This window comes from Streptomyces griseochromogenes, from assembly GCF_001542625.1.
GTDB lineage: Bacteria > Actinomycetota > Actinomycetes > Streptomycetales > Streptomycetaceae > Streptomyces > Streptomyces griseochromogenes.
The window spans coordinates 8517761-8539243 of the sequence record NZ_CP016279.1 but is presented as its reverse complement, the minus strand read 5'-3'; the positions used below and the strand labels follow the sequence as shown (position 1 = coordinate 8539243).

The following is a 21483-nucleotide window of genomic DNA, read 5'->3' as shown; positions in this document are numbered from 1 at the left end:
ACTCTATTCGGGGGTGACCGGATTTTCGCCGCTCGGGTTGCCCGGCGTGGCCGTGACATCCACTCCCTGCGTCCGCCCGCCGCGCACCGCTCGGACCGGCAGCAGACCCGGCGCGGACGGTCGCCCCCGGCCCCGCCCCGCCTCCTGGAGTTCCAGCACCCACACCTCGTTCTCGCCCTCCCGCAGCACCGGACCGGGGACGTACAGGGACCGCTGCGGTCCCACGGACCAGTAGCGGCCCAGGCCGAAACCGTTCACCCAGACGAAGCCCCGCGTCCAGCCCGGCAGTTCGAGCCGTGCGTCCCCGGCGCCGCCGACCGTGACGGTGCCCCGGTACAGCCCCGGTGCGCCGTCCCCGGGCGGCGTACCGAAGGGCACCACCTCCACACCGTCGTCGAAGGCGTCCAGATCCAGTCCACGCGCGCGTACCCCGTGCAGATACTGCCGCTCGTGCAGGACGCCCCCGGTGATGCCCTTCGCCTCACCGGAGCGCGGACCGTAGGTGACCCTCCCCAGGGACTCCACCCACAGCTCCACGCGCGCGGGACCCGCGACGGGCTCCTTCAACCGGGGCTCGTCCTCGGTGAGCACCCCGGCCCGCTCGCCGTCGACGTACACCACCGCGAGATCCCTGAGCCCGCGGACCGTCAGCGGGTACGGCCGCCGCGGCCCGGGCACGCCGACCTCGTAGCGCACGAGGCCCCGGGCGACGCCCAGCTCCTCGAACGTCGGTGGCACGGGCGTGACGGTCTCCTCTCCGCCGAGCGCCTCCAGTACGTCGCCCAAAGGCGCCCACGCGGTGAGCACCACGTCCGCCGGAGCGCCCAACGGGGCCGGTGGTGAGGGCGGTTCGGGGAGAGGACCGGGGTGGTACGCCGCGAGCACCTCGCGCAAGCGCCGGAACTTCTCCGTGGGGCGCCCGTACTCGTCGACGGGGGCGTCGTAGTCGTAGGAGGTCACGTCCGGCTCCAGCGGACCTGCGTGCAGCTCGCCGCCGCCCCGGTTGGCGCCCGCCCAGCCCCCGAAGCTCGTGCCGCCGTGCGCCATGTACAGGTTCACCGAGGCCCCGCACTCCAGGATCTCCCGCAGGGCCCCGGCCGCCTCGTCCGGATCCCGTACGACGTGTTCACCGCCCCAGTGGTCGAACCAGCCGCACCAGAACTCCATGCACATCAGCGGGCCCTCCGGACGGTGCCGGCGCAGGGTCTCGAAGGCCGCGCGCGCGTGGGAGCCGAAGTTCACCGTGGCGAGCACTCCCGGCAGCGAGCCGCCGGTCAGCATGTGGTCCTCGGGGCCGTCCGAGGTGAACAGCGGCACGGTGACCCCCTTGACCCGCAGCAGGCCGGCCAGTTGCTCCAGATAGTCCGCGTCCGAGCCGTAGCTGCCGTACTCGTTCTCGACCTGCACCATGATCACCGGCCCGCCGCGGTCGATCTGCCGGGGCACGATCTCGTGCAGCAGCCGGTGGAACCAGTTCCGTACGTGGAACAGGAAGCGCTCGTCACGGGTACGCGCGCGCGTACCCGGCTCGCCCGTCACCCAGTGCGGCAGCCCGCCGTTCTCCCATTCGGCGCAGATGTACGGTCCCGGCCGCACGATGGCCCACAGGCCGGCCGCACGGGCCGCGTCCAGGAACCGCCCGACCGCCCGCACGTCCCGGTACCGGCCCGGGCCCGGCTGGTGCAGGTTCCACGGGACGTACGTCTCCACGCAGTTGAGGCCCATGGCCCGCAGCATCTCCAGCCGGTGCCGCCAGTGCCCCTCGTGCACCCGGAAGTAGTGCAGCGCGCCGGACAGCAGCCGTACGGGGCGCCCGTCGAGCAGGAAGTCGGATTCCCCCACCGTGAACTCGCTCATGCGCGAAAGCCTCGGCCCTGGCGGCGCTCGGCACCATGGACGAAGATCGGCGCTGCTTGGACAAAAGTCCGCCGACGCCGGGAGGAGCGCCGATGTACCACACCTGGATGCGGTTCCTCAGTCCCGGCCCCGCCCACCACCGCCTCGGCCTGGTCTGCCTCGGCGTCGGTCTCCAGTACGGCGCGCTGCCCACGGTCGGCCCCCGCACCCTCGACCACCATGTGGCCGTCGTGATCAGCACGGGCGGCGGTTGGTACCGGGGCGCCGACGGCCGCCGTACGACCGTCACCGCGCCCGCGCTGCTGTGGCTCACCCCCGGCGTGCCGCACCACTACGGGCCCGACCCGGACACGGGCTGGGACGAGGGTTTCGTCGACTTCGCCGGGCCCGCCGCCGCGACCTACACCGAGCTCGGCTACATCGAGCCCGAGCGGCCCGTCGTCGCGCTCTCGGACGCGGCCGGACCCCGCGCGGTCGTCGCCCGCATCGCCCGCGCCGCCCGCCGCGGCAACCCGCTGCTGGAGGTGGAGACCGCCGCCGCCGTCCACGAGCTCCTGGTCGCTCTGCGCCGCGCCCGCGCCGACCTCGCCCCCGACGGCGACGAGGTGCTCCAGGCGCTCGCCCGGGACGCCTGCAGGCCGATGAGCGTCGCCGAACACGCCGCCCGGCACGGGATGACCGCCGCCGAGCTGCGCGGCGCCGTCCGCCGCGCCGCCGGATGCAGCCCCAAGGACTACCTCCTCGGCATCCGCCTCGGCCGCGCCAAGGAACTCCTCGCCGCCACCGAACTGCCCGTCGCCGCCGTCGCCCGCCGCGTCGGCTACGACGACCCCGCCTACTTCTCCCGCCTCTTCACCCGCCGGGTGGGCCTCGCCCCCGTACGCTTCCGCGCCCAGCAGGGGCGCAGCGTCCCCGGCGGCTGGAGCGACCGGATCCCGGATCCGGACGATCCTCCGATGCTGCACGGCTGACCGTATGCTGATCGTTCGATGAACGGGACGCGCCGGGCCCTTTAGGGTTGACGCCCATGACCATCAGGAACACCGGTACCGGTGACGTCGGCCCCGAGGTCCGCCAGGAGCTGGAGCGGCTGCGCGAGAGCATCGACAACATCGACGCGGCCGTCGTCCACATGCTCGCCGAGCGCTTCAAGTGCACCCAGCAGGTCGGCCGGCTCAAGGCGGTGCACCAGCTGCCGCCCGCCGACCCGGCCCGCGAGGCCCGCCAGATCGAGCGGCTGCGCAGCCTCGCCGAGAGCGCCAAGCTCGATCCGGCCTTCGCCGAGAAATTCCTGAACTTCATCATCGCCGAGGTGATCCGGCACCACGAGTCCATCGCCGAGGACACCGCGAACGAGCAGCCCGCCTCGGCCGGCTGAGCCACGGCACCGGCAGACGGGGCAGGAGGGGCACGGGAACGGACATATGCCGTGTACCGATCCGCCCCTGTGCGCTGTCGGTGCCATCAGGCAGCATGGCCTGCATGTCCGTCATCACGCGCGACGAAGCGCAGCTCCGAGCACAGCTCCTCGACGTCCACCGCTACACGATCGAGCTCGACCTCACCACGGGGGACGAGACTTTCGGCTCCCGTACCGTGATCAGGTTCGGCGCCCGGTCCGACGGGGACACGTTCGTCGAGCTGAAGCCCGCCGAGCTGCGCTCCGCCACGCTCGACGGACAACCCCTGGACCCGGAGTCCTTCCATGACGACAGACTGCCGCTGAGGAACCTCACCGCCGGCGAGCACGAGCTGCGCGTCGAGGCGGTCATGCGCTACTCCCGCACCGGCGAGGGCATGCACCGCTTCACCGACCCCACAGACGGCGAGACCTACGTCTACACACAGCACTTCCTGGACGACGTCCAGCGGGTCTTCGCCGCCTTCGACCAGCCCGATCTGAAGGCCGTCTTCGACCTCACGGTCACCGCGCCGCAGGGCTGGAGCGTCCTCGCCAACGGCATCACCGAGCACCTCGGCGAGGGCCGCTGGAAGGCGGCCCCGACCCCGCTGATCTCCACCTACCTCGTCGCCGTCGCCGCGGGCCCCTGGCACTCGGTGCGCACCGAGCACCGCGGCCTGCCCTTCGGCATCCACTGCCGCCGCTCCCTCGCCCCGCACCTCGACGCCGACACCGAGGAGATCTTCGAGATCACGCGCGCGTGCTTCGACCGCTACCACGAGAAGTTCGAGGAGCCCTACCCCTTCGACTCCTACGACCAGGCGTTCGTGCCCGAGTTCAACGCCGGGGCCATGGAGAACCCGGGCCTGGTCACCTTCCGCGACGACTTCATTTACCGCTCGGCCGTCACCGACACCGAGCGGCAGATCCGCGCCATGGTCATCGCCCACGAGATGGCCCACATGTGGTTCGGCGACCTCGTCACCCTCAGGTGGTGGGACGACATCTGGCTGAACGAGTCCTTCGCCGAGTACATGGGCTACCAGACCACGCTGGAGGCGACCCGCTTCACCGAACCGTGGGTCGAGTTCGGCGTCACCCGCAAGGCCTGGGGCTACGACGCCGACCAGCGCCCCTCCACCCACCCGGTGGCCCCCGAGGCCGTCGACGACACCGCCGCCGCCCTGCTCAACTTCGACGGCATCTCCTACGCCAAGGGCGCCTCCGCGCTGCGCCAGCTGGTGGCCTGGCTCGGCGAGAAGGACTTCCTCGCCGGCATCAACATCCACTTCCAGCGGCACAAGTTCGCCAACGCCGCCCTCGCCGACTTCATCGACTCCCTCGCCGCCGCCACCGAACGCGACGTGCACGCCTGGGCCGATGCCTGGCTGCGCACCACCGGCGTCGACACCCTCACCCCGGGCGTGGAGTCCGCCGACGGTGCCTGCACCCTGAGCGTCGACCGCGCGGGCAGCCGCCCGCACCGCGTCAGCGTCGGCCTGTACGACCGCGACCTCACCGACAAGGGCCGCCTCATGCTGCGCGAACGCGTCGGCATCGACCTCCCGCAGACCGACCCGCAGCCCATCGGCAAGCGCCCCGCGCTGCTCCTGCTCAACGACGGCGACCTGACCTACGCCAAGATCCGCTTCGACGACGAGTCCTTCGAGGCGGTCCGCACCGGCCTGTCCGGGCTGCCCGACCCGCTCACCCGCGCTGTCGTGTGGAACGCCCTCAGGGACGCCGTCCGGGACGGGGAACTCGCGCCCGCGGTCTACCTGGAGGCGGCCCGCGCTCACCTCCCGCTGGAGACCGACCTGGCCCTCGTCCAGGGTGTCCTCGCCTTCGCCTGCGCCCACATCGCCGACCGCTATCTGCGCCCCGAGGACCGCCCGGCCGCCCTCGCCGCCCTCACCTCGCTCTGCCGCGACCTGATGCGCCGCACTGAGGACGGCGACAACCCCGGCCTGCGCCTGATCGCCGTACGGCACCTCATCGACGTGGCGGCCCACCCCGACACCATCGCCGCCTGGCTCGCCGACGGCACGGTGCCCGGCGGGCCCGAGCTCGACCCCGAGCTGCGCTGGCGCATCCTCGGCCGGCTCGCCGTGCTCGGTGCCACCGACGAGGCCGCCATCGCCGCCGAGCTGGAGCGCGACCCCTCGGCCAGCGGCCAGGAGGGCGCCGCCACCTGCCGCGCCGCGCTGCCCGACCCCGAGGCCAAGCGCGCGGCCTGGGAGGCGATGTTCACCGGCGAGGACCTGTCCAACTACCTGTTCACGGCGACCGCGCGGGGCTTCTGGCAGCCCGAACAGGCCGACCTGGTCCGGGAGTACGTGCCGCGCTACTACGAGGACGTGGTCGCGCTCGCCGCCCGCCGCGGCCCGGCCATCGCCGTCGCCGCCGGCCGCTGGGGCTTCCCGCAGTACGCCGTGGACGCCGAGCACCTGGCGCTCGGACAGGCCTGCCTGCGGGAGGCCGACCCGGTTCCCGCCCTGCGCCGGAGACTGGCGGACGAACTGGACGACCTGGCACGGGCGTTGCGGGTGCGGGGGGAGTAGGACCCGCGACGTAGGGCACGGCTGGTCCTTGCCGACGATGCGGCGGGCCGATCGTCCTTCCTAGGCTCGGTGGGTCAAGGACGATCGACCCGAACCCTGGAGGCACAACCGTGATCGTAGTGACCGGTGCGACCGGCAACGTCGGCCGTTCCCTTGCCGCCCGTCTCCTCGCCGCCGGAGCGCCCGTGCGGGCGCTGGCCCGAGACCCGCGGCGGGTCTTACTGCCCGAGCGGGCCGAGGTGGTGCGGTTCGATCCGGCCGAGCCCGCCGCCCTGTTCGCCGGAGCGACGAAGCTCTTCCTGTACGCCCAGGCCGGCGCGGCCGACCTGCTCGAGGCGGCCCGTGAGCACGGGGTGCGGCACGTGGTGCTGCTCTCCAGCGGCATCATCCAGGAGGGCGCCGACGAGACCCACCCCATTCACGTCATGCACGCCGACGTCGAGCGGCGGATCCGCGAGAGCGGGCTCGCCTGGACGTTCCTGCGGCCCAACGCGTTCGCCACGAACGCCCTCCAGTGGGCGCCGCAGATCCGCGCCGGGGAGAGCGCCGTCCGCGGTGTCTTCGCGGACGCGCTCAGCGCGCCCATCCACGAGGACGACATCGCCGCCGTCGCCGAGCGAGCTCTGCTCGACGACGGCCACGAGGGCGCCGCGCACCGGCTGACCGGCCCCGAGGCGACCACCAACACCGACCAGGTCGCGGCGATCGGGCGGGCCGTCGGCCGGGAACTGACGTTCGTCGAGGTGCCGCCGCGGGAGGCGGGACGGGAACTGTTCCCGCACGTTCCGCCGCCCATGCTCGACCGGCTGCTGGGGAACTTCGAGGAGAGCATCGGCGTCCCGCCGGAGATCACCGGCACGGTCGAGAAGATCACCGGCACCCCCGCCCGTACCTTCGCCCGGTGGGCCGAGGACCACAGCGAGGACTTCCGCCCGCAGCCCTGACGGCGGGGCCTAGCGGCCAGGACGCAACTCGGCCCGCCGCAGGCCCCCTTCGCGCGGGCCCGCCCGCCGGTTGCCCACCTCGGTGGGTGCCGGCGCGGCGGCGTCCAGGGTGAAACCGAGCCGTTCCAGGAAGCGCGCACCGGAGTGCCAGCCGTCCGGAACCGACGCCGTGACCAGGGACACCTCCCCGGCCCGGGCCAGCAGGGTCTCGGCCAGCGCGCGGCCGAGGCCCCTGCCCCGCGCCCAGGGCGCCAGCAGGAACTGGCCCACCGCCACCGCACCGGGCTCGGGATGGTCCCGTACGGCGTCCACCAGACCCGCGACCACGCCGTCCCGCTCCAGCACCAGGAGCACCTTGTCGTCGGGGTGCGCGCCCTCGGGCAGCGAGTAGAACAGGCTCTGCACGTCACCCGGCCCCGACGGCAGCCCCGTCGCCGCCACGAACCAGTCCTCGCACTCCTCGAAGAGCGCGAGCAGCGGGGCCTCGTCCGCCGGACCCGGCTCACGCACCACCACCCGCTCACCGGGCACGTCGATCATCCAGGCGTCAACCACCCGACCGACGTTAGCGGCGAGCGACCACCGCCCCAACGCGTTTTCCCCGTACGTGAAGTACCCACTTTCGGGTTGTGATCGTTGGGCTTTCCGGACGCGCGGCCATCTTCCCGTACAAGATGGAAGTCACCGTACAGAAGCGCCCGTACACGACCCCTCGTACGCAAGCTCCCGCCCCCGCAGTCGAACGTTCGCGCAACAGCCGTCGTACAGGCCGGAAACCGCATGGACGTCCCCTTGCCCCCGCGCCCCGGAGGAGAGCCCGTGAGTACGCCGCCCCTGGCCTCAGGACCCGATGGCCCCGAAGCCCTCCGTCAGCTTCTGGACACCGTCCTCGACGCGCTCACGGCCGGGGGCCGGGCGCGCGGCGGACCGCTGCCCGCCGGAGGGCCCCGGAGCGTCGCGGCACGCGTCGCCGACGTCCTCGGGGACGTACTGCCGGACGACGGCGACCCCGGCGCCCTGCGCGCCCTCGTCCACGCGCTCGCCGAGGGTGCCGCCGACCCCGCCGAACCGCTGTGCGTGGCCCATCTGCACTGTCCGCCGCTCGCCGTCGCCACCGCCGCCGACCTGGCCGCGAGCGCCCTCAACCCGTCCCTGGACTCCTGGGACCAGGCCCCGGCCGCCTCCGTGCTGGAGGCCGAGGTCACCCGCGCCCTGGCGCACGAGATCGGCCTCGCCGACGCCCTGGTCACCACCGGCGGCACCGAATCCAACCACCTCGCCCTGCTGCTCGCCCGCGAGACCCACGGCGGCGGCGTCCAACTGGTCTGCGGGGCGGGCGCCCACCACTCCCTGCCGCGCGCCGCCTGGCTGCTCGGCCTGCCCGACCCGATCGTCGTCCCCACCCCGAACGGCGTCCTCGACCCCGCTGCCGTGCACGAGGCCCTCACCGCGCTCTCCGGTCCGCTGCTGGTCGCCGCCACCGCCGGCACCACCGACGCCGGCCTCATCGACCCGCTGCCCGAGATCGCCGGCCTGTGCACCGCACACGGCGCCCGCCTGCACATCGACGCCTCCTACGGCGGGGGCCTCGTCTTCAGCGACCGGCACCGCGAGAAGCTCGCCGGACTCGAAGCCGCCCACACCGTCACCGTCGACCTGCACAAGCTCGGCTGGCAGCCGGTCGCCGCAGGCCTGCTCGCCGTCGCCCGGCCCCGCGAGCTCGCCGTACTCCACCAGCACGCCGACTACCTCAACGCCGACGACGACACCGAGGCCGGGCTCCCTGACCTGCTCGACCGCTCGCTGCGCACCACCCGCCGCCCGGACATCCTCAAGATCGCCGTCACCCTGAAGACGCTGGGCCGCAGCGGCCTCGGCGACCTGGTCGACCAGGTCTGCGCCCGCGCCCGCGCGTTCGCCGCCCTCGTCCAGGACCACCCCGGCTTCGAGCTGTACGACCGGCCCGTCATCAGCACCGTCCTCTTCAGGCCCGTCGACGCCGACGACGCCGCCGTGGCCGCGATACGCCGCAGGCTGCTGCACGAGGGCCGGGCCGTCCTCGGCAGGGCCCGCCCCGACGGCCGCCTCTGGCTCAAGGCCACCCTCCTCAACCCCCACACCCGGCCGGACGAACTGGCCCAGCTGCTCAAGCTCGTAGAAGGAACGACCCCCGAAGGACCGACCTCCGAAGGAACGACCCTCTGATGACCATCCCTTCGCCACGCCAAGAGCCGGACTCCCCCCGCGACCTGGTCGGCATCGGCATCGGACCGTGCAACCTCTCGCTCGCCGCGCTCGCCCACCCGCTGGCCGACCTCGACGCGGTCTTCTACGAACAGCGCCCCGGTTTCGCCTGGCACCCGGGCCTGCTCATCGAGGGCGCCACCGTCCAAGTGCCCTTCCTCGCCGATCTGGTGACCTTCGCCGACCCCACCAGCCCCTGGAGCTTCCTCAACTACCTGCGGACCCGGGAGCGGCTCTTCCCCTTCTACTTCGCCGAACGCCTCCACATCCATCGCGCCGAGTACGACGCCTACTGCCGCTGGGTCTCCCAGAACCTCCCCGGACTGCGCTTCCGCCATCAGGTCGACGCCGTCCGCTGGAACCCCGAACGCGACGTGTTCGAGGTCGACTTCGCCCAGCTCGGCGCCGACGGCGAGGCCGAGTCCCTGGGCCGCACCTACACCCGCAACATCGTCCTCGGCGTCGGCACCGCCCCGTACGTGCCCGACCCCCTCAAGCCCCTCGTGGAGGCGTCCGGCGTCCCGGTCGTCCACGCCGCCGACTACCTCGAACACCGCGCCGCCGTCCTCGCCGCCGACCACGTCACCGTCGTCGGCTCCGGGCAGTCCGGCGCCGAGGTCTTCCTCGACCTGCTGCGCCACCGCCCGGCCGGCCGGGAGAAACTGCACTGGATCGGCCGCAGCGAGGCGTTCGCGCCGATGGAGTACTCCAAGCTCGGCCTGGAGCACTTCACCCCCGACTACACCCGCTACTTCCACGCCCTCGCCGAACCCGTCCGCGACCGGCTCGTCGCCGCCCAGGGGCAGTTGCACAAGGGCATCGACGCCGGCACCCTCGCCGCCATCCACGACGAGCTGTACCGGCGCACCCTGCACGGCGGCTGGCCCGACGCCGTCCTCACCCCGGGCGTCCGCGTCCGCACCGCCGGGCGCATCGCCACCACCAAGGTCGAACTCCATCTGGAGCACCTCCAGCAGGGCAGCCGCTCCCGGCTCACCACCGGCGCCGTCGTCCTCGCCACCGGATACCGCGAACGCCCCCTCGGCCGCATCCTCGCCGGACTCGACCCCTACCTGCGCCGCGACAGCGGCGAACGCCCGCGTGTCGAGGAGGACTTCCGGCTGGTCACGGACCCCTCGGTGACCGGATCGGTGTACGTCCAGAACGCCGAGCTGCACACCCACGGCGTCGGCGCCCCCGACCTCGGCCTCGCCGCCTGGCGCAGCGCCACCATCCTCAACTCCCTCACGGGCAGGGAGGCGTACCCGCTGCCGACCCGAACGGCCTTCACCACGTTCGGACTTCAGGAGCCGCTGGGCAGGGTTCCGCACCCCAGGAAGGCGAAGCAGCTGATTCCGCTCGTCGAGGGGAGGTGACAGGGCAGGCGATACGCGGGCGGAGCCGGGTCTCTAGAAGACCGGAGTGCCGTTCCGCGTCAGCTGCCAGTCCACGGACGCGAAGTCCTTCGGGTCCAGGACGCTCTTGGCGGTGACCCACTCCGCGATCCGGGTGCGGATCTCCGTCGACTCCGACCACAGCTCCTTGGCCGACGCGACATGAGGGAAGGCCCCGCCGCCGTTGGCACGGTAGTTGTTCACCGCCAGCACGAACTGCTGGGCGTCGTCCAGCGCGGCACCCTTGAAGGTCGGGTTCTTGATCCGGGACCCGGCCGGCTGGGCGATGTCGATGTCGTACGACAGACCCGAGACATAGTCGTAGTTGTAGTCCGGACGGCCGCCCGCGTTCGTCAGCTTCTCCACGTCGACGGCGGCGTCGGCGGCCGTACGGACGTAGTACTCCGCCGAGTACTCCAGGTACGCCCGCAGCTGCGCGCCCGTCAGCAGCTTGGCGACGAGCGTGTTGTCGTACACGTACAGGCTCGACAGATCCCGGATGGTCACGTCGCCGGCCGGGATCTCGGACGTCCGGGAGAACGGCGAGGCCTGTGCGATCACCGGCAGCGAGGCGTACGGGGTGCCCGAGAGCGCGGTCTTGACCACGTCCTCCTGGACCTTGGTGATCAGGTCGATGATCGGGGCGTCCTTGTAGCGGGCCTCGACGGTCGTCAGGGTCTCGGTCGCCCGGCCCACCACCTGGTTGACATAGGCGACGACCTTCGCGTGCTCGTCCTTCAGCAACTTGGTGATCTTCGGGTCGTCGGCGACCGTGTTGGAGTCGCGCAGCGAGGCGGAGACCGACTCGACCTCCCACTTCCCCTTGCTGAAGACCAGCTCGATGTCGAAGAGGGTCAGCCGTTCGGCGTAGCACAGCGGCTCCGACAGGACGACCGTCCTGCCCGTCCGCTCGTTGGTGACCTTCAGCTCCGGGATCTCCACGTGCGCGTGGCCGACCAGGATCGCGTCGATGCCGGGCACCTGCCTGGCCACATTGGCGGCCGCGTTCTCCACGTAGGGCACCTGGTCGCCGTACGACGACGTGCCCGACGTACCCGAGTGGGCCGAGACGACGACCACGTCCGCGCCCAGTGACTTGAGCCTCGGAACCCACTTCGCGGCCTGCTCCTCCAGGCCCTCGAACGCCAGTTTGCCCTGCACATGGGCCTTGTCCCAGATCGCGATGCCCGGGTTGGTGAGGCCGAGGACGGCGACCTTGACCGGAGGGGCGCCCGGCACATGGAACTTCTTCATGAAGTACGGCGGGAAGGCCGGCCTCAGCGTCTTCGCGTCGACCGCGTTGGCGCCGAGCAGCGGGAAGTCCAGCTGGTCCTCGAACTTCCGCAGCGTCTCGATGCCGTAGTTGAACTCGTGGTTGCCGAGGGCCGCCGCGTCGTACCCGATCGCGTTCATCGCCCGGGCCATCGGGTGCACCGGGCCGCCCTTGGCGGTGATCGGGTCGACCTTGGCGTAGTAGTACGTCAGCGGGGTGCCCTGGATCGTGTCGCCGGCGTCCAGCAGCAGCGTGTTGCAGTGGCCCTTCTCCTCGCGGACCCGGTCGACCAGGGTGGAGATCCGGGCCAGGCCCATCGCGTTGCCCGCCTTGTCGGCGTACTCCGCGTCCTTGAAGTAGTCCCAGTTGAAGACGTGGCCGTGCAGGTCCGTGGTGCCCATGACGGTGAGGGAGTACCGCTTCATGTGCCGGGCGGGCCGCGCGACCGGTGCCGCCTCGGCCGCCGGAGCCGCCGTCGCACCGGCGATCGCCGCTCCCGCCCCGGTCGCGGCGGACTTCTTCAGGAACTTCCGGCGGTTCAACGGCATCTCTTGATCTCCTTGGGAAACGGTCAACGACGCGCGTAGATTCTGACCTGAGCATGACGTGCCGCAACAGGTCCACGAGGTTGCGATCAGGTGACCTGTCGGGTGAACTGCGGCCGCCGAAGCGGGAGGTGCGTGACAGAGTGGGGCGTATGACCTCTCAGGCCGCCGCCCCGTACGGCACCCCCGACGCTCCCCTCCTCGTCGTCCGCGGCGAGGCCGAGTTCGAGGTCGAACCCGAGGTCGCCCGTATCGGCGTGACGGTGAGCGCCCGCGGCCGCGACCGGCGTTCCACCCTCGACGACCTCACCCGTCGCAACGCCGCCGTGCTCGACCTCGTGAAGTCCTGCGGGGACGCGGTGGAGGAGCTGTCCACCGGCGCCTTCTCCATCACCCCCGAACTGACCGAGCACGGCCGGGGCGAGCGGGTGCGCAGCTATCAGGGCCGGGTCCACCTCGGTGCCGAGTTCGCCGACTTCACCGTCCTCGGTGAACTGACCACCCGACTCGCCGACTTGGAGCTGACCCGGGTCGACGGCCCCTGGTGGTCCCTGCGTCCCGGCTCGCCGGTGCATGCCGAGGCCCGGCGGCGGGCGGTCGCCGACGCGGTCCAGCGGGCCCGGGAGTACGCCGAGGCGCTGGGCACCTCGATCGCCGCCCTGGTCGAACTGGCCGACACCGGCGCCGAGCGCCCACGGCCCGCCGGCGCGGCCTTCGGGCGGAGTGTCCGCCGCATGAGCATGGCCGATACGGCCGAAGTGGCCGAGCCTCTCGATCTGGAACCCTCACGTCTGCGCGTGACCGCTCAGATCAGCGCGCAATTCACTCTGGTGCCGCCACGGCTGTGAATTGCGCGGGCCGAGATGTGACGCCCGAAAAAAATCGCTCATAGGAGCGGGTCGCCGCACAATTCAACACTTGTCAATAACCCTTTACGCAAAGGTTGTTGAGTGGTCATGTAGCCCGGATTCTCTACCGACGGGTAAGGCCTAGGGTCGAATCATGCGCCGAGCAAAGATCGTATGTACTCTGGGGCCCGCCACCGACTCGTACGACCAGATCAAGGCACTGGTCCAGGCCGGAATGGACGTCGCCCGGTTCAACCTCAGCCACGGCACTCACGCCGAACACGAGGAGCGTTACCAGCGCGTACGAAAGGCGGCCGACGAAACCGGCCGCAGCGTCGGAATCCTCGCCGACCTTCAAGGTCCGAAGATCCGGCTCGGCCGCTTCAGCGAAGGCCCCGTACTCCTTGAACGCGGCGACTCCTTCACGGTCACCGTGGAGGAGGGCGTGGAGGGCGACCGCCACCGGTGCGGCACCACCTACGCCGGCCTCGCCGCCGATGTCACTCCCGGCGAGCGCGTCCTCGTGGACGACGGCAAGGTCTGCCTGGAGGTCACCGCCGTCGACGGGCCCCGGGTGCACACCCGGGTGGTCGAGGGCGGCATGGTCTCCGACCACAAGGGCCTGAACCTCCCCGGCGTCGCCGTCTCCGTGCCCGCCCTCTCCGAGAAGGACGAGGACGACCTGCGCTGGGCGCTGCGCACCGGCTTCGACGTGATCGCCCTGTCCTTCGTCCGCTCCGGCAAGGACGCCGAGGACGTCCACCGGATCATGGACGAGGAGGGCCGCCGCCTCCCGGTGATCGCCAAGGTGGAGAAGCCGCAGGCCGTCGACGCGATCGACGACATCGTGGCCTGCTTCGACGGCATCATGGTCGCGCGCGGCGACCTCGGCGTGGAGATGCCGCTGGAGCAGGTGCCGATCGTGCAGAAGCGCGCCGTCAAGCTGGCCCGGCGCAACGCCAAGCCGGTCATCGTGGCCACCCAGATGCTGGACTCGATGATCGACAACTCCCGCCCGACCCGGGCCGAGGCCTCGGACGTGGCCAACGCGGTCATCGACGGCACGGACGCGGTGATGCTCTCCGGCGAGACCAGCGTCGGCAAGTACCCGATCGAGACCGTGCGGACCATGGCGAAGATCGTCGAGGCGGCCGAGGAGGACCTGCTCGCCAAGGGCCTTCCGCCGCTGACCGAGCGGAACAAGCCGCGCACCCAGGGCGGCGCGGTCGCCCGGGCCGCCGCCGAGATGGGCGACTTCCTCGGCGCGAAGTTCCTGGTGGCCTTCACCCAGTCGGGAGACACGGCCCGCCGGCTGTCCCGCTACCGCTCGCCCATCCCGCTGCTGGCCTTCACCCCGGAGCCGGCCACCCGCTCCCAGCTCAGCCTGACCTGGGGTGCGGAGACCTTCCTCGGCCCGCCCGTCGACTCCACGGACGCCATGGTCGACCAGGTGGACGAACTGCTGCTCAAGTACGGCCGCTGCCGCAAGGGCGACGTCGTGGTCATCACGGCGGGCTCCCCGCCCGGCGTCTCCGGCTCGACCAACATGGTCCGGGTGCACCACATCGCCGAGGACGACAGCCCCAAGTAGCGCCCCGAGGAACGGCAACGGGCCCCTCATGAGGAGGGGCCCGTTCAAAACGCTGACCTTGGAATCCAAGGAAAAGTGCCCCGAGTCGGACTCGAACCGACACTGTACGGGTTTTGAATCCGTTGCCTGCTGCCAATTGGGCTACCGGGGCTCGCAGAATCAAAGGTTTCCCCCGACCCTCCGCGCGTCCACCATACCGTAGCTAGGTAGGCTCTTGTAAGCAGCACCCGTGCCCTGAACGAGGAGCCCCCGTGACCGCCGAGTCGCCCCAGCCCGTAGACGCGCCCGACGAGGACAAGTCGCACGTGCCTCCGCTGACGACCCGTGTCGTCATCGCCGAGGACGAGGCCCTGATCCGCCTCGACCTGAAGGAGATGCTGGAGGAGGAGGGCTACACCGTCGTCGGCGAGGCGGGCGACGGAGAACAGGCCGTGGAGCTGGCCCGGGAGCACAAGCCGGACCTGGTGATCCTCGATGTGAAGATGCCTAAGCTGGACGGCATCTCCGCCGCCGAGAAGATCGCCGAGGAGTCCATCGCCCCGGTCCTGATGCTCACCGCCTTCTCCCAGCGTGACCTGGTGGAACGGGCCCGGGACGCGGGCGCCATGGCCTACTTGGTGAAGCCGTTCAGCAAGAGCGATGTGGTACCGGCCATCGAGATGGCCGTCTCCCGGTTCACCGAACTGAAGCAGCTGGAGCAGGAGGTCGCCGACCTCACCCAGCGGCTGGAGACCCGCAAGCTGGTCGACCGCGCGAAGTCCATCCTGCAGACCGAGTACGGCCTGACCGAGCCCGCCGCCTTCCGCTGGATCCAGAAGACCTCCATGGATCGCCGCATGTCGATGCAGCAGGTCGCCGAGGCGGTCATCGCGGACAACGAGGAGAAGAAGGCGGCCAAGAAGGGCTGACCCCGCAGTTGAACGAAGAGGCCCGCGCCCCGGAGAAGGGGGCGCGGGCCTCCGCGCCCCTCAAGGGGCGCGGGACTGCGTCGATCAGCGGCTTCGCCGCGGGGCGCGACCAGCTACGACGGACCCGTGGCTGTGCACGCCGCTGCCGGCGGAGCGTCTAGTCCTCGCCGAGATAGGCCTTGCGCACGGACTCGTCGTGCAGCAGATCCTGGCCGGTCCCCGACAGCACGATGCTGCCGACCTCCATGACATGCCCTTGATCGGCGAGCGAGAGCGCCGCCTGCGCGTTCTGCTCGACCAGCAGGATCGTCGTGCCCTGGGACTTCAGCTCGGTGATCGTCGCCATGATCTTCTGCATCATGATCGGCGACAGACCCATGGACGGCTCGTCCAGCATCAGCAGCTTGGGCCGGGACATCAGCGCCCTGCCCATCGCCAGCATCTGCTGCTCACCGCCCGAGAGGGTGCCGGCGGCCTGCTTCCTGCGCTCCCCGAGGATGGGGAAGAGGTCGTAGGCGCGCTGGATGTCCTTCTCGATGCCCTCCTTGTCCTTGCGGAGGAAGGCGCCGAGCTGGAGGTTCTCGGCGATGGTCAGGCGAGGGAAGATGTGCCGGCCCTCGGGGGAGTGGGCGAGCCCGAGCGCGACGATCTTGTGCGCGGGGACGCCCGTGAGGGGCTTGCCGTCGAAGACGACCTTTCCCGAGATGGGCTTGAGCAGACCGGACAGAGTGCGCAGGGTCGTCGTCTTGCCGGCGCCGTTGGTGCCGATGAGGGTGACGACCTGGCCGGCCTCGACGCTGAACGAGATGCCCTTGACGGCCTCGATCTTGCCGTAGGCGACCCTGAGGTCCTCGACCTCCAGCAGTGCGGTCACTGGGTCTCTCCCTTGGTGGTGCTGGTGGTGCTGTCCGCCTCCGCGCTCTCCGCGTCGGCCGACTGGGCCTCGGCGGCGGCTTCCGCGGCCTCGACCTCGGCGGCCTCCGCCTCCCCGGGGTCGCCCTCGAAGGGCTCACCCAGATAGGCGGCGACGACGCGCTCGTCGGCCTGGACGACGTCCGAGGTGCCCTCGACGAGCTTCTCGCCCTGGACGAGCACGGCGACGCGGTCGCACAGGTTGAAGATGAAGCGCATGTCGTGCTCGATGACGAGGACGGCGATGCCCTTGTCCCGGATGGCGAAGACCAGTTCCTCGGTGGCCCGGGTCTCCTGCGGGTTCATGCCGGCCGTCGGCTCGTCGAGCAGCAGCAGGCCCGGCTCGCTCGCCAGCGCCCGCGCGATCTCCAGCTTGCGCTGCTCGCCGTAGGGCAGGTTGCGCGCGAGGTGGTCGCGCTTGGCGGCGAGGCCGACGAACTCCAGGAGTTCCATGGCCTTCGCCTCGGACTCCTTCTCGGCCTTGCGGAAACCGGGGCCGCGCAGCAGCGCGGACCACAGGCCCTCCTTGGTCCGCGTGTGGCGGCCCACGAGGACGTTCTCCAGGACGGTCATGTTGGCGAAGAGCCGGATGTTCTGGAACGTACGGGCGATGCCCGCCTGGGTCACCAGGTGCGGCTTGGGCGGCAGCACCTTGCCCTGGTAGGCGACCGTGCCCTCGGTGGGGATGTACAGGCCGGTGAGGCAGTTGAAGAAGGTGGTCTTGCCGGCGCCGTTCGGGCCGATCAGACCGACGATCTCGCCGCTGTTGACCGTGAAGTCGACCGACCGGACGGCGGTCAGACCGCCGAAGCGCATCGTGACGTCACGGGCTTCGAGTACAGGTGTCGTCATGGTTCTTCACGCCCCTGCCTTGGTGACGGCCGGATCGTCGCTCAGCGTCGCTTGCGCCGGGACGTCGAGCTGGCCGGTCTCGTGGAACTCCAGCTGGCGGCGGCGGTTGGCGATGATGCCCTCCGGCCGGAAGCGCATCAGCAGGATCAGCGCGATACCGAAGGCGAACAGCTCGTAGTTCTGCAGGAACTGGAGCTTCTCCGGGACCAGGTAGAGCACGCTCGCGCCGAGCAGCGGGCCGCTGACGGTGCCCATGCCGCCGAGGACGACGGCGGCCAGCAGGAAGGCCGAGTTGGGCGGGGCGGCGCCCGCGAACTGGTACGGCTGCGGGTTCACGCTGTAGTTGACGTGCGCCATCACCGTGCCGGCGAGGCCCGCGAGGGAGGCGCCGAGGGCGAAGGCGACCAGCTTGACGCGGAAGCCGTTGATGCCCATGGCGGTGGCGGCGGTCTCGTCCTCGCGGATGGCGATCCAGGAGCGGCCGATGCGGGAGTCGGAGGCGCGGGTGAAGACGAGCACGACGATCGCCGTGACGATGAGCATCAGGAACAGGTAGTTGGCGAACCGGCCCAGGGTGAACCCGCCGATGTCGTGTGCCTCGCCCAGGTTGAACCCGAAGATGTTCAGGTCCGGGATCTGGGTGATGCCGTTGGGGCCGCGGGTGATGTTCGGTCCGGAGTCACCGTCGAGGTTGTTGACGGTGATACGGAAGATCTCACCGAAGCCGAGCGTGACGATGGCCAGGTAGTCGCCGCGCAGCCGCAGGGTCGGCGCACCGATCAGCACACCGAAGACCAGCGAGGCGGCCATGCCGGTGAGGGCGGCGGCCCAGAACGGGAAGTGCACACCGGAGAACCGGGAGTACTCCGAACCGGAGACCAGGGCGGCCGCGTAGGCGCCCACGCCGAGGAACGCGACGTAACCGAGGTCGAGCAGACCGGTGAGGCCGACGACGATGTTCAGACCGAGGGCGACGGTGGCGAAGATCAGGATGTTCACGCCGACGTTGGCGTTGTGGTCGTCGCTCTGGGTGAAGGGGAAGACCACCGCGGCGACGAAGGCGAGCGTCGAGGCGAACGCCTTGTGCTGGGCCGAGATCGTCGCGAAGCGGTCGACGAGACCGGTGTGCATCAGGCCCCAGGCGGCGAAGACGAGGAGCAGCAGGAAGCCGATGAAGGTCTCGCTGGCGTCGTTGTCGATGCCGATGCCGTAGGTGAAGGCCACCAGGGCGATCGCGGTGCCGGCGGTGATGATGCCGCGCTCGGCGAGCGGGGACAGCTTGCCGGGGCGGGGCTGCTGGGGCTTGGTGAGGTAGCCGCGGACGCCGGTGCCCGGAGCCGGGTGGGGCAGGGCCAGGGCGCCGACGACGGGCAGCGCGGAGGCCGCCATCGCCACGAAGCCACCGGGGTCGAGGTTGACCAGGCCGCCGAGGTCGACGGCGATGGCGATGCCGGTGAACCAGCAGACGGCGAAGGCCGACAGGGCCGTCAGCAGGACGGGGGAGGTGGCGTTCGCCGGGTTCAGCCAGCGCAGCCCCTTCACGTTCCACAGGGTGAGCCCGAACAGCAGGGTGAGGGCTCCGCCCACGAGGGCGAGGATCTGCAGGCCGGCCGGGTAGCCGTAGAAGGTCAGGTCGCCCGGGAAGTCGGGCGTCCAGGTCCAGCTGAGGAAGGTGCTGGCGATGGTGCCCACGGCGCCGACGGCGATGAGCAGCCGGGCGACTGCCGCGGGCAGCGGGACGGGCCCGCGCCCGGCCGCGGCCGGAGCCTTGGTGGTGGTGTCGGTCATGCTGCTCACGCCCTGTCCGCGACGCGTTCGCCGAGCAGGCCTTGTGGCCTGAAGAGGAGTACGAGGATGAGGAGGACGAAGGCCCACACGGCGGCCCAGCCGCCTCCGCCGAGCTGCTGCATGCCGGGGATGTTGGAGATGTACGCGGTGGCCATGGCCTCGGCCACGCCGAGGACGAGACCGCCGAGCATGGCACCGTAGATGTTGCCGATACCGCCGAGGACGGCCGCGGTGAACGCCTTCAGACCGGCGATGAAGCCCATGTCGTAGGAGACGGAACCGTACTTGAGCCCGTACGACACACCGGCGACGGCGGCGAAGAAGCCGCCGATGGCGAAGGCGATGACGATGATGCGGTTGGTGTCGATGCCCATCAGCTGGGCGGTGTCCGGGTCCTGGGCGGTGGCCTGCATGGCGCGGCCGGTGCGGGAGAGCCGGACGAAGAAGGCGAGGACCGCCATGCACAGCGGGGCGGCGATGATCAGGAAGACGTCACCGCTCTGCACGGTCACGGAGCCGATGTGCAGCGGGCCGAACGGCAACTGCGGGAAGACCCGGGCGGACTTGGCGTCGCCGTCGACGTGGTACCAGTTGAAGACCGCCTGCTGCAGAGCGAGCGACAGGCCGATCGCGGTGATCAGGGGGGCGAGGCGTGGTGCGCCGCGCAGTGGACGGTAGGCGAAGCGCTCCGCGCCGACGGCGATGAGCACGGCGACCAGTGCGCCGCCGATGAGCATCGCCGGCAGGGCTATCCACATGGATATGCCGTCCGGCAGGACGAGGTAGACCGTGAGGGCGCCGAAACCTCCGGTCATGAAGATCTCGCCGTGGGCGAAGTTGATGAGCTGGACGATGCCGTACACCATCGTGTAGCCGATGGCGATCAGCCCGTACATCGAGCCGAGGAACAGCCCGTTGGCCAGCTGCTGCGGCAGGGTGTTCACCGCATGGCCTCCATGTGGTGGGGAGAGTCAAGGGGGGCGTAGAAGGCGGGCCGCGCGGTGACGGTGGTCTGCGCCGCGCGGCCCTGGTGGTGCGGAGAGTTCGGTTTGGTTACTTCGGGTTGGCGACGCCGCTCTTGACGGACTTCCACGCGCCCTTGGTGACCTGGTAGACGGTCAGCTGCTTGTTCGTGGTGTCGCCGTACTCGTCGAACGCGATCTTGCCGGAGATGCCGTCGAAGGAGCTCTTCTGGACACCGTCGACGACCTGGGCGCGGGCGTCGTCCGGAATCTTGCCGTCCTTCACGACCGAGGCGACCGCCTTGATGATCGCCGTGGTGGCGTCGTAGGCGTAGGAGCCGTAGGTGCCGTAGTCACCGGGGTACTTCTTGGCCTTGTAGGTGGCCACGAAGTCCTTGGCGGCGGGCAGGGTGTCGACCGGGACACCGATCGAGGTCACCAGGTCGCCCTCGGCCGCCTTGCCCGCGGTCTTGATGTAGGTCGGGGTGAACATGCCGTCACCGCCGAACAGCGGGATCTTGGCGCCGGCGTCCTTGAGCTGCTTGGTCAGCACCTGGGACTCGTCGTACTGGCCGCCGTAGTACAGCAGGTCGGCGCCCGAGTTCTTGATCTTGGTGGCCAGCGTGGAGAAGTCGCGGTCGCCCACGTTGATGTGGTCGGTGCCGATGACCTTGCCGCCCTGCTTGGTGAACTGCTCCTTGAAGATCTTGGAGAGGCCCGCGCCGTAGGTCTGCTTGTCGTCGACGACGAACGCCTTCTTCTTGTGGATGCCGTTGTAGGCGTAGTCCGCCGCGTAGGCACCCTGCAGCGCGTCGGTGGTCGCGGTGCGGAAGTAGGTCTTGAACGCACGGGACTTGCTGGTCTGCCAGTTCTTGCCCTGGGTCAGCTCGGGCGCGGTGTTGGACGGCGAGATCTGCACCAGGTTGGCCGTGGCGAAGACCTGCTGCATCTGCGTGGCCACACCGGAGTTGAGCGGGCCGACGACGCCGAGCACGTTCTTGTCCGAGACGAGCTGGGTGGCGTTCTGCTGGCCGGTGGCCGGAATCGCCTTGTCGTCCAGGGCCTTGATCTTGAAGGTGACGCCCGGGACGGTCTTGTTCTTGTTGGCGTCGTCGACGGCGATCTGGGCGCCGTACTGGATACCGAGTCCCGTCGCGGAGTTCTGGCCGGTCAGCGGGGCGTCGACGCCGATCGTGACCGTCACGTTGCCACCGTCACCGCCACCCTTGTTGTCTTTGTCGCGGGAGCCACAAGCGGTGAGGGTCAGAGCTCCGGTGGTCAGCACGGAGGTAAGAATCACCAGAGAACGCTGTCGCACAATCGATCCTTTCCGCAGGCACGTTCGCCCCCTCTGTCGAGGAACGACGGGTGCCGCGCCGGTACCGCACTCGCGGTGGAGCGG

General features: G+C 70.6%; 17 protein-coding genes and 1 tRNA gene. 9 read left to right on the top strand and 9 right to left on the bottom strand.

What is annotated here, in order from left to right:
• Positions 1 to 3 precede the first annotated feature (3 nt).
• Positions 4 to 1857 carry a glycoside hydrolase family 35 protein gene (locus tag AVL59_RS37025; protein WP_079147176.1) on the bottom strand — a complete coding sequence of 618 codons (1854 nt, stop codon included), beginning with the start codon at positions 1855 to 1857 and terminating at the stop codon, positions 4 to 6.
• Positions 1858 to 1949: 92 nt separating this feature from the next.
• Here AVL59_RS37025 and AVL59_RS37020 point away from each other — a divergent pair, with 92 nt between their 5' ends.
• From AVL59_RS37020 to AVL59_RS37005, 4 genes are all read left to right on the top strand, one after another.
• Positions 1950 to 2828, top strand: coding sequence for a helix-turn-helix domain-containing protein (locus AVL59_RS37020; protein WP_067313415.1), 879 nt, complete (start codon positions 1950 to 1952; stop codon positions 2826 to 2828).
• Between the two features lie 56 nt (positions 2829 to 2884).
• Positions 2885 to 3235 (top strand): chorismate mutase, encoded by a 351-nt coding sequence (locus tag AVL59_RS37015; RefSeq protein ID WP_067313413.1) that lies wholly within the window; start codon positions 2885 to 2887, stop codon positions 3233 to 3235.
• A 104-nt stretch (positions 3236 to 3339) separates the two neighbouring features.
• Entirely contained in the window at positions 3340 to 5820 is a 2481-nt protein-coding gene (gene pepN / locus AVL59_RS37010) for an aminopeptidase N (protein WP_067318186.1), read from the top strand.
• A gap of 110 nt (positions 5821 to 5930) precedes the next feature.
• A complete protein-coding gene (locus tag AVL59_RS37005; protein ID WP_067313411.1) occupies positions 5931 to 6764 on the top strand; it encodes an NAD(P)H-binding protein in 834 nt (277 codons plus the stop codon).
• A gap of 9 nt (positions 6765 to 6773) precedes the next feature.
• On the opposite strand, the gene AVL59_RS37000 is transcribed toward AVL59_RS37005, so the two are convergent.
• Positions 6774 to 7319, bottom strand: coding sequence for a GNAT family N-acetyltransferase (locus AVL59_RS37000; protein WP_237281777.1), 546 nt, complete (start codon positions 7317 to 7319; stop codon positions 6774 to 6776).
• A gap of 264 nt (positions 7320 to 7583) precedes the next feature.
• Between AVL59_RS37000 and AVL59_RS36995 the strand changes: the two genes are divergently transcribed.
• On the top strand, positions 7584 to 8969 hold the full coding sequence (locus tag AVL59_RS36995) for a pyridoxal phosphate-dependent decarboxylase family protein (protein WP_099053182.1): 1386 nt from the start codon (positions 7584 to 7586) through the stop codon (positions 8967 to 8969).
• On the top strand, positions 8969 to 10384 hold the full coding sequence (locus tag AVL59_RS36990; RefSeq protein ID WP_067313405.1) for a lysine N(6)-hydroxylase/L-ornithine N(5)-oxygenase family protein: 1416 nt from the start codon (positions 8969 to 8971) through the stop codon (positions 10382 to 10384). Before AVL59_RS36995 ends, AVL59_RS36990 begins: the two co-directional genes overlap by 1 nt.
• A 33-nt stretch (positions 10385 to 10417) precedes the next feature.
• Here AVL59_RS36990 and AVL59_RS36985 read toward each other — a convergent pair whose 3' ends face one another.
• Positions 10418 to 12223, bottom strand: coding sequence for a bifunctional metallophosphatase/5'-nucleotidase (locus AVL59_RS36985; protein ID WP_067313404.1), 1806 nt, complete (start codon positions 12221 to 12223; stop codon positions 10418 to 10420).
• A gap of 149 nt (positions 12224 to 12372) precedes the next feature.
• Here AVL59_RS36985 and AVL59_RS36980 point away from each other — a divergent pair, with 149 nt between their 5' ends.
• Both AVL59_RS36980 and pyk read left to right on the top strand, forming a co-directional pair.
• Entirely contained in the window at positions 12373 to 13068 is a 696-nt protein-coding gene (locus tag AVL59_RS36980; protein WP_067313402.1) for an SIMPL domain-containing protein, read from the top strand.
• 154 nt (positions 13069 to 13222) lie between these two features.
• Positions 13223 to 14659: a pyruvate kinase gene (pyk, locus tag AVL59_RS36975; RefSeq protein ID WP_067313400.1), complete on the top strand. Its 1437-nt coding sequence runs from the start codon at positions 13223 to 13225 to the stop codon at positions 14657 to 14659.
• A gap of 76 nt (positions 14660 to 14735) precedes the next feature.
• Here the strand turns inward: pyk and AVL59_RS36970 are convergent.
• A tRNA-Leu gene (locus AVL59_RS36970) sits at positions 14736 to 14810 on the bottom strand.
• A 100-nt stretch (positions 14811 to 14910) separates the two neighbouring features.
• Between AVL59_RS36970 and AVL59_RS36965 the strand changes: the two genes are divergently transcribed.
• Positions 14911 to 15567 carry an ANTAR domain-containing response regulator gene (locus AVL59_RS36965; protein WP_067313399.1) on the top strand — a complete coding sequence of 219 codons (657 nt, stop codon included), beginning with the start codon at positions 14911 to 14913 and terminating at the stop codon, positions 15565 to 15567.
• A gap of 157 nt (positions 15568 to 15724) precedes the next feature.
• Here the strand turns inward: AVL59_RS36965 and AVL59_RS36960 are convergent, their stop codons facing one another.
• From AVL59_RS36960 to AVL59_RS36940, 5 genes are all read right to left on the bottom strand, one after another.
• A complete protein-coding gene (locus AVL59_RS36960; protein WP_067313397.1) occupies positions 15725 to 16441 on the bottom strand; it encodes an ABC transporter ATP-binding protein in 717 nt (238 codons plus the stop codon).
• The gene (locus AVL59_RS36955; RefSeq protein WP_067313395.1) at positions 16438 to 17331 is read right to left on the bottom strand and encodes an ABC transporter ATP-binding protein; all 894 of its coding nucleotides are present in this window, start codon (positions 17329 to 17331) and stop codon (positions 16438 to 16440) included. The genes AVL59_RS36960 and AVL59_RS36955 overlap by 4 nt, the downstream gene beginning before the upstream one ends.
• A 6-nt stretch (positions 17332 to 17337) precedes the next feature.
• Positions 17338 to 19119, bottom strand: coding sequence for a branched-chain amino acid ABC transporter permease (locus AVL59_RS36950; RefSeq protein WP_067318185.1), 1782 nt, complete (start codon positions 19117 to 19119; stop codon positions 17338 to 17340).
• Positions 19120 to 19124: 5 nt separating this feature from the next.
• A complete protein-coding gene (locus tag AVL59_RS36945) occupies positions 19125 to 20063 on the bottom strand; it encodes a branched-chain amino acid ABC transporter permease (protein WP_067313394.1) in 939 nt (312 codons plus the stop codon).
• A 109-nt stretch (positions 20064 to 20172) separates the two neighbouring features.
• The gene (locus AVL59_RS36940) at positions 20173 to 21384 is read right to left on the bottom strand and encodes a branched-chain amino acid ABC transporter substrate-binding protein (RefSeq protein WP_067318183.1); all 1212 of its coding nucleotides are present in this window, start codon (positions 21382 to 21384) and stop codon (positions 20173 to 20175) included.
• Between the last annotated feature and the right edge of the window lie 99 nt (positions 21385 to 21483).

Bases quoted from the DNA above. Each gene is read 5' to 3' on its own strand.
- AVL59_RS36980 (WP_067313402.1), top strand. From the start codon at position 12,373: ATGACCTCTCAGGCCGCCGCCCCGTACGGCACCCCCGACGCTCCCCTC.
- AVL59_RS37015 (WP_067313413.1), top strand. From the start codon at position 2,885: ATGACCATCAGGAACACCGGTACCGGTGACGTCGGCCCCGAGGTCCGC.
- AVL59_RS36985 (WP_067313404.1), bottom strand. From the start codon at position 12,223: ATGCCGTTGAACCGCCGGAAGTTCCTGAAGAAGTCCGCCGCGACCGGG.
- pyk (WP_067313400.1), top strand. From the start codon at position 13,223: ATGCGCCGAGCAAAGATCGTATGTACTCTGGGGCCCGCCACCGACTCG.
- AVL59_RS37020 (WP_067313415.1), top strand. From the start codon at position 1,950: ATGTACCACACCTGGATGCGGTTCCTCAGTCCCGGCCCCGCCCACCAC.
- AVL59_RS36950 (WP_067318185.1), bottom strand. From the start codon at position 19,119: ATGACCGACACCACCACCAAGGCTCCGGCCGCGGCCGGGCGCGGGCCC.
- AVL59_RS36955 (WP_067313395.1), bottom strand. From the start codon at position 17,331: ATGACGACACCTGTACTCGAAGCCCGTGACGTCACGATGCGCTTCGGC.
- AVL59_RS36990 (WP_067313405.1), top strand. From the start codon at position 8,969: ATGACCATCCCTTCGCCACGCCAAGAGCCGGACTCCCCCCGCGACCTG.
- AVL59_RS37025 (WP_079147176.1), bottom strand. From the start codon at position 1,857: ATGAGCGAGTTCACGGTGGGGGAATCCGACTTCCTGCTCGACGGGCGC.
- pepN (WP_067318186.1), top strand. From the start codon at position 3,340: ATGTCCGTCATCACGCGCGACGAAGCGCAGCTCCGAGCACAGCTCCTC.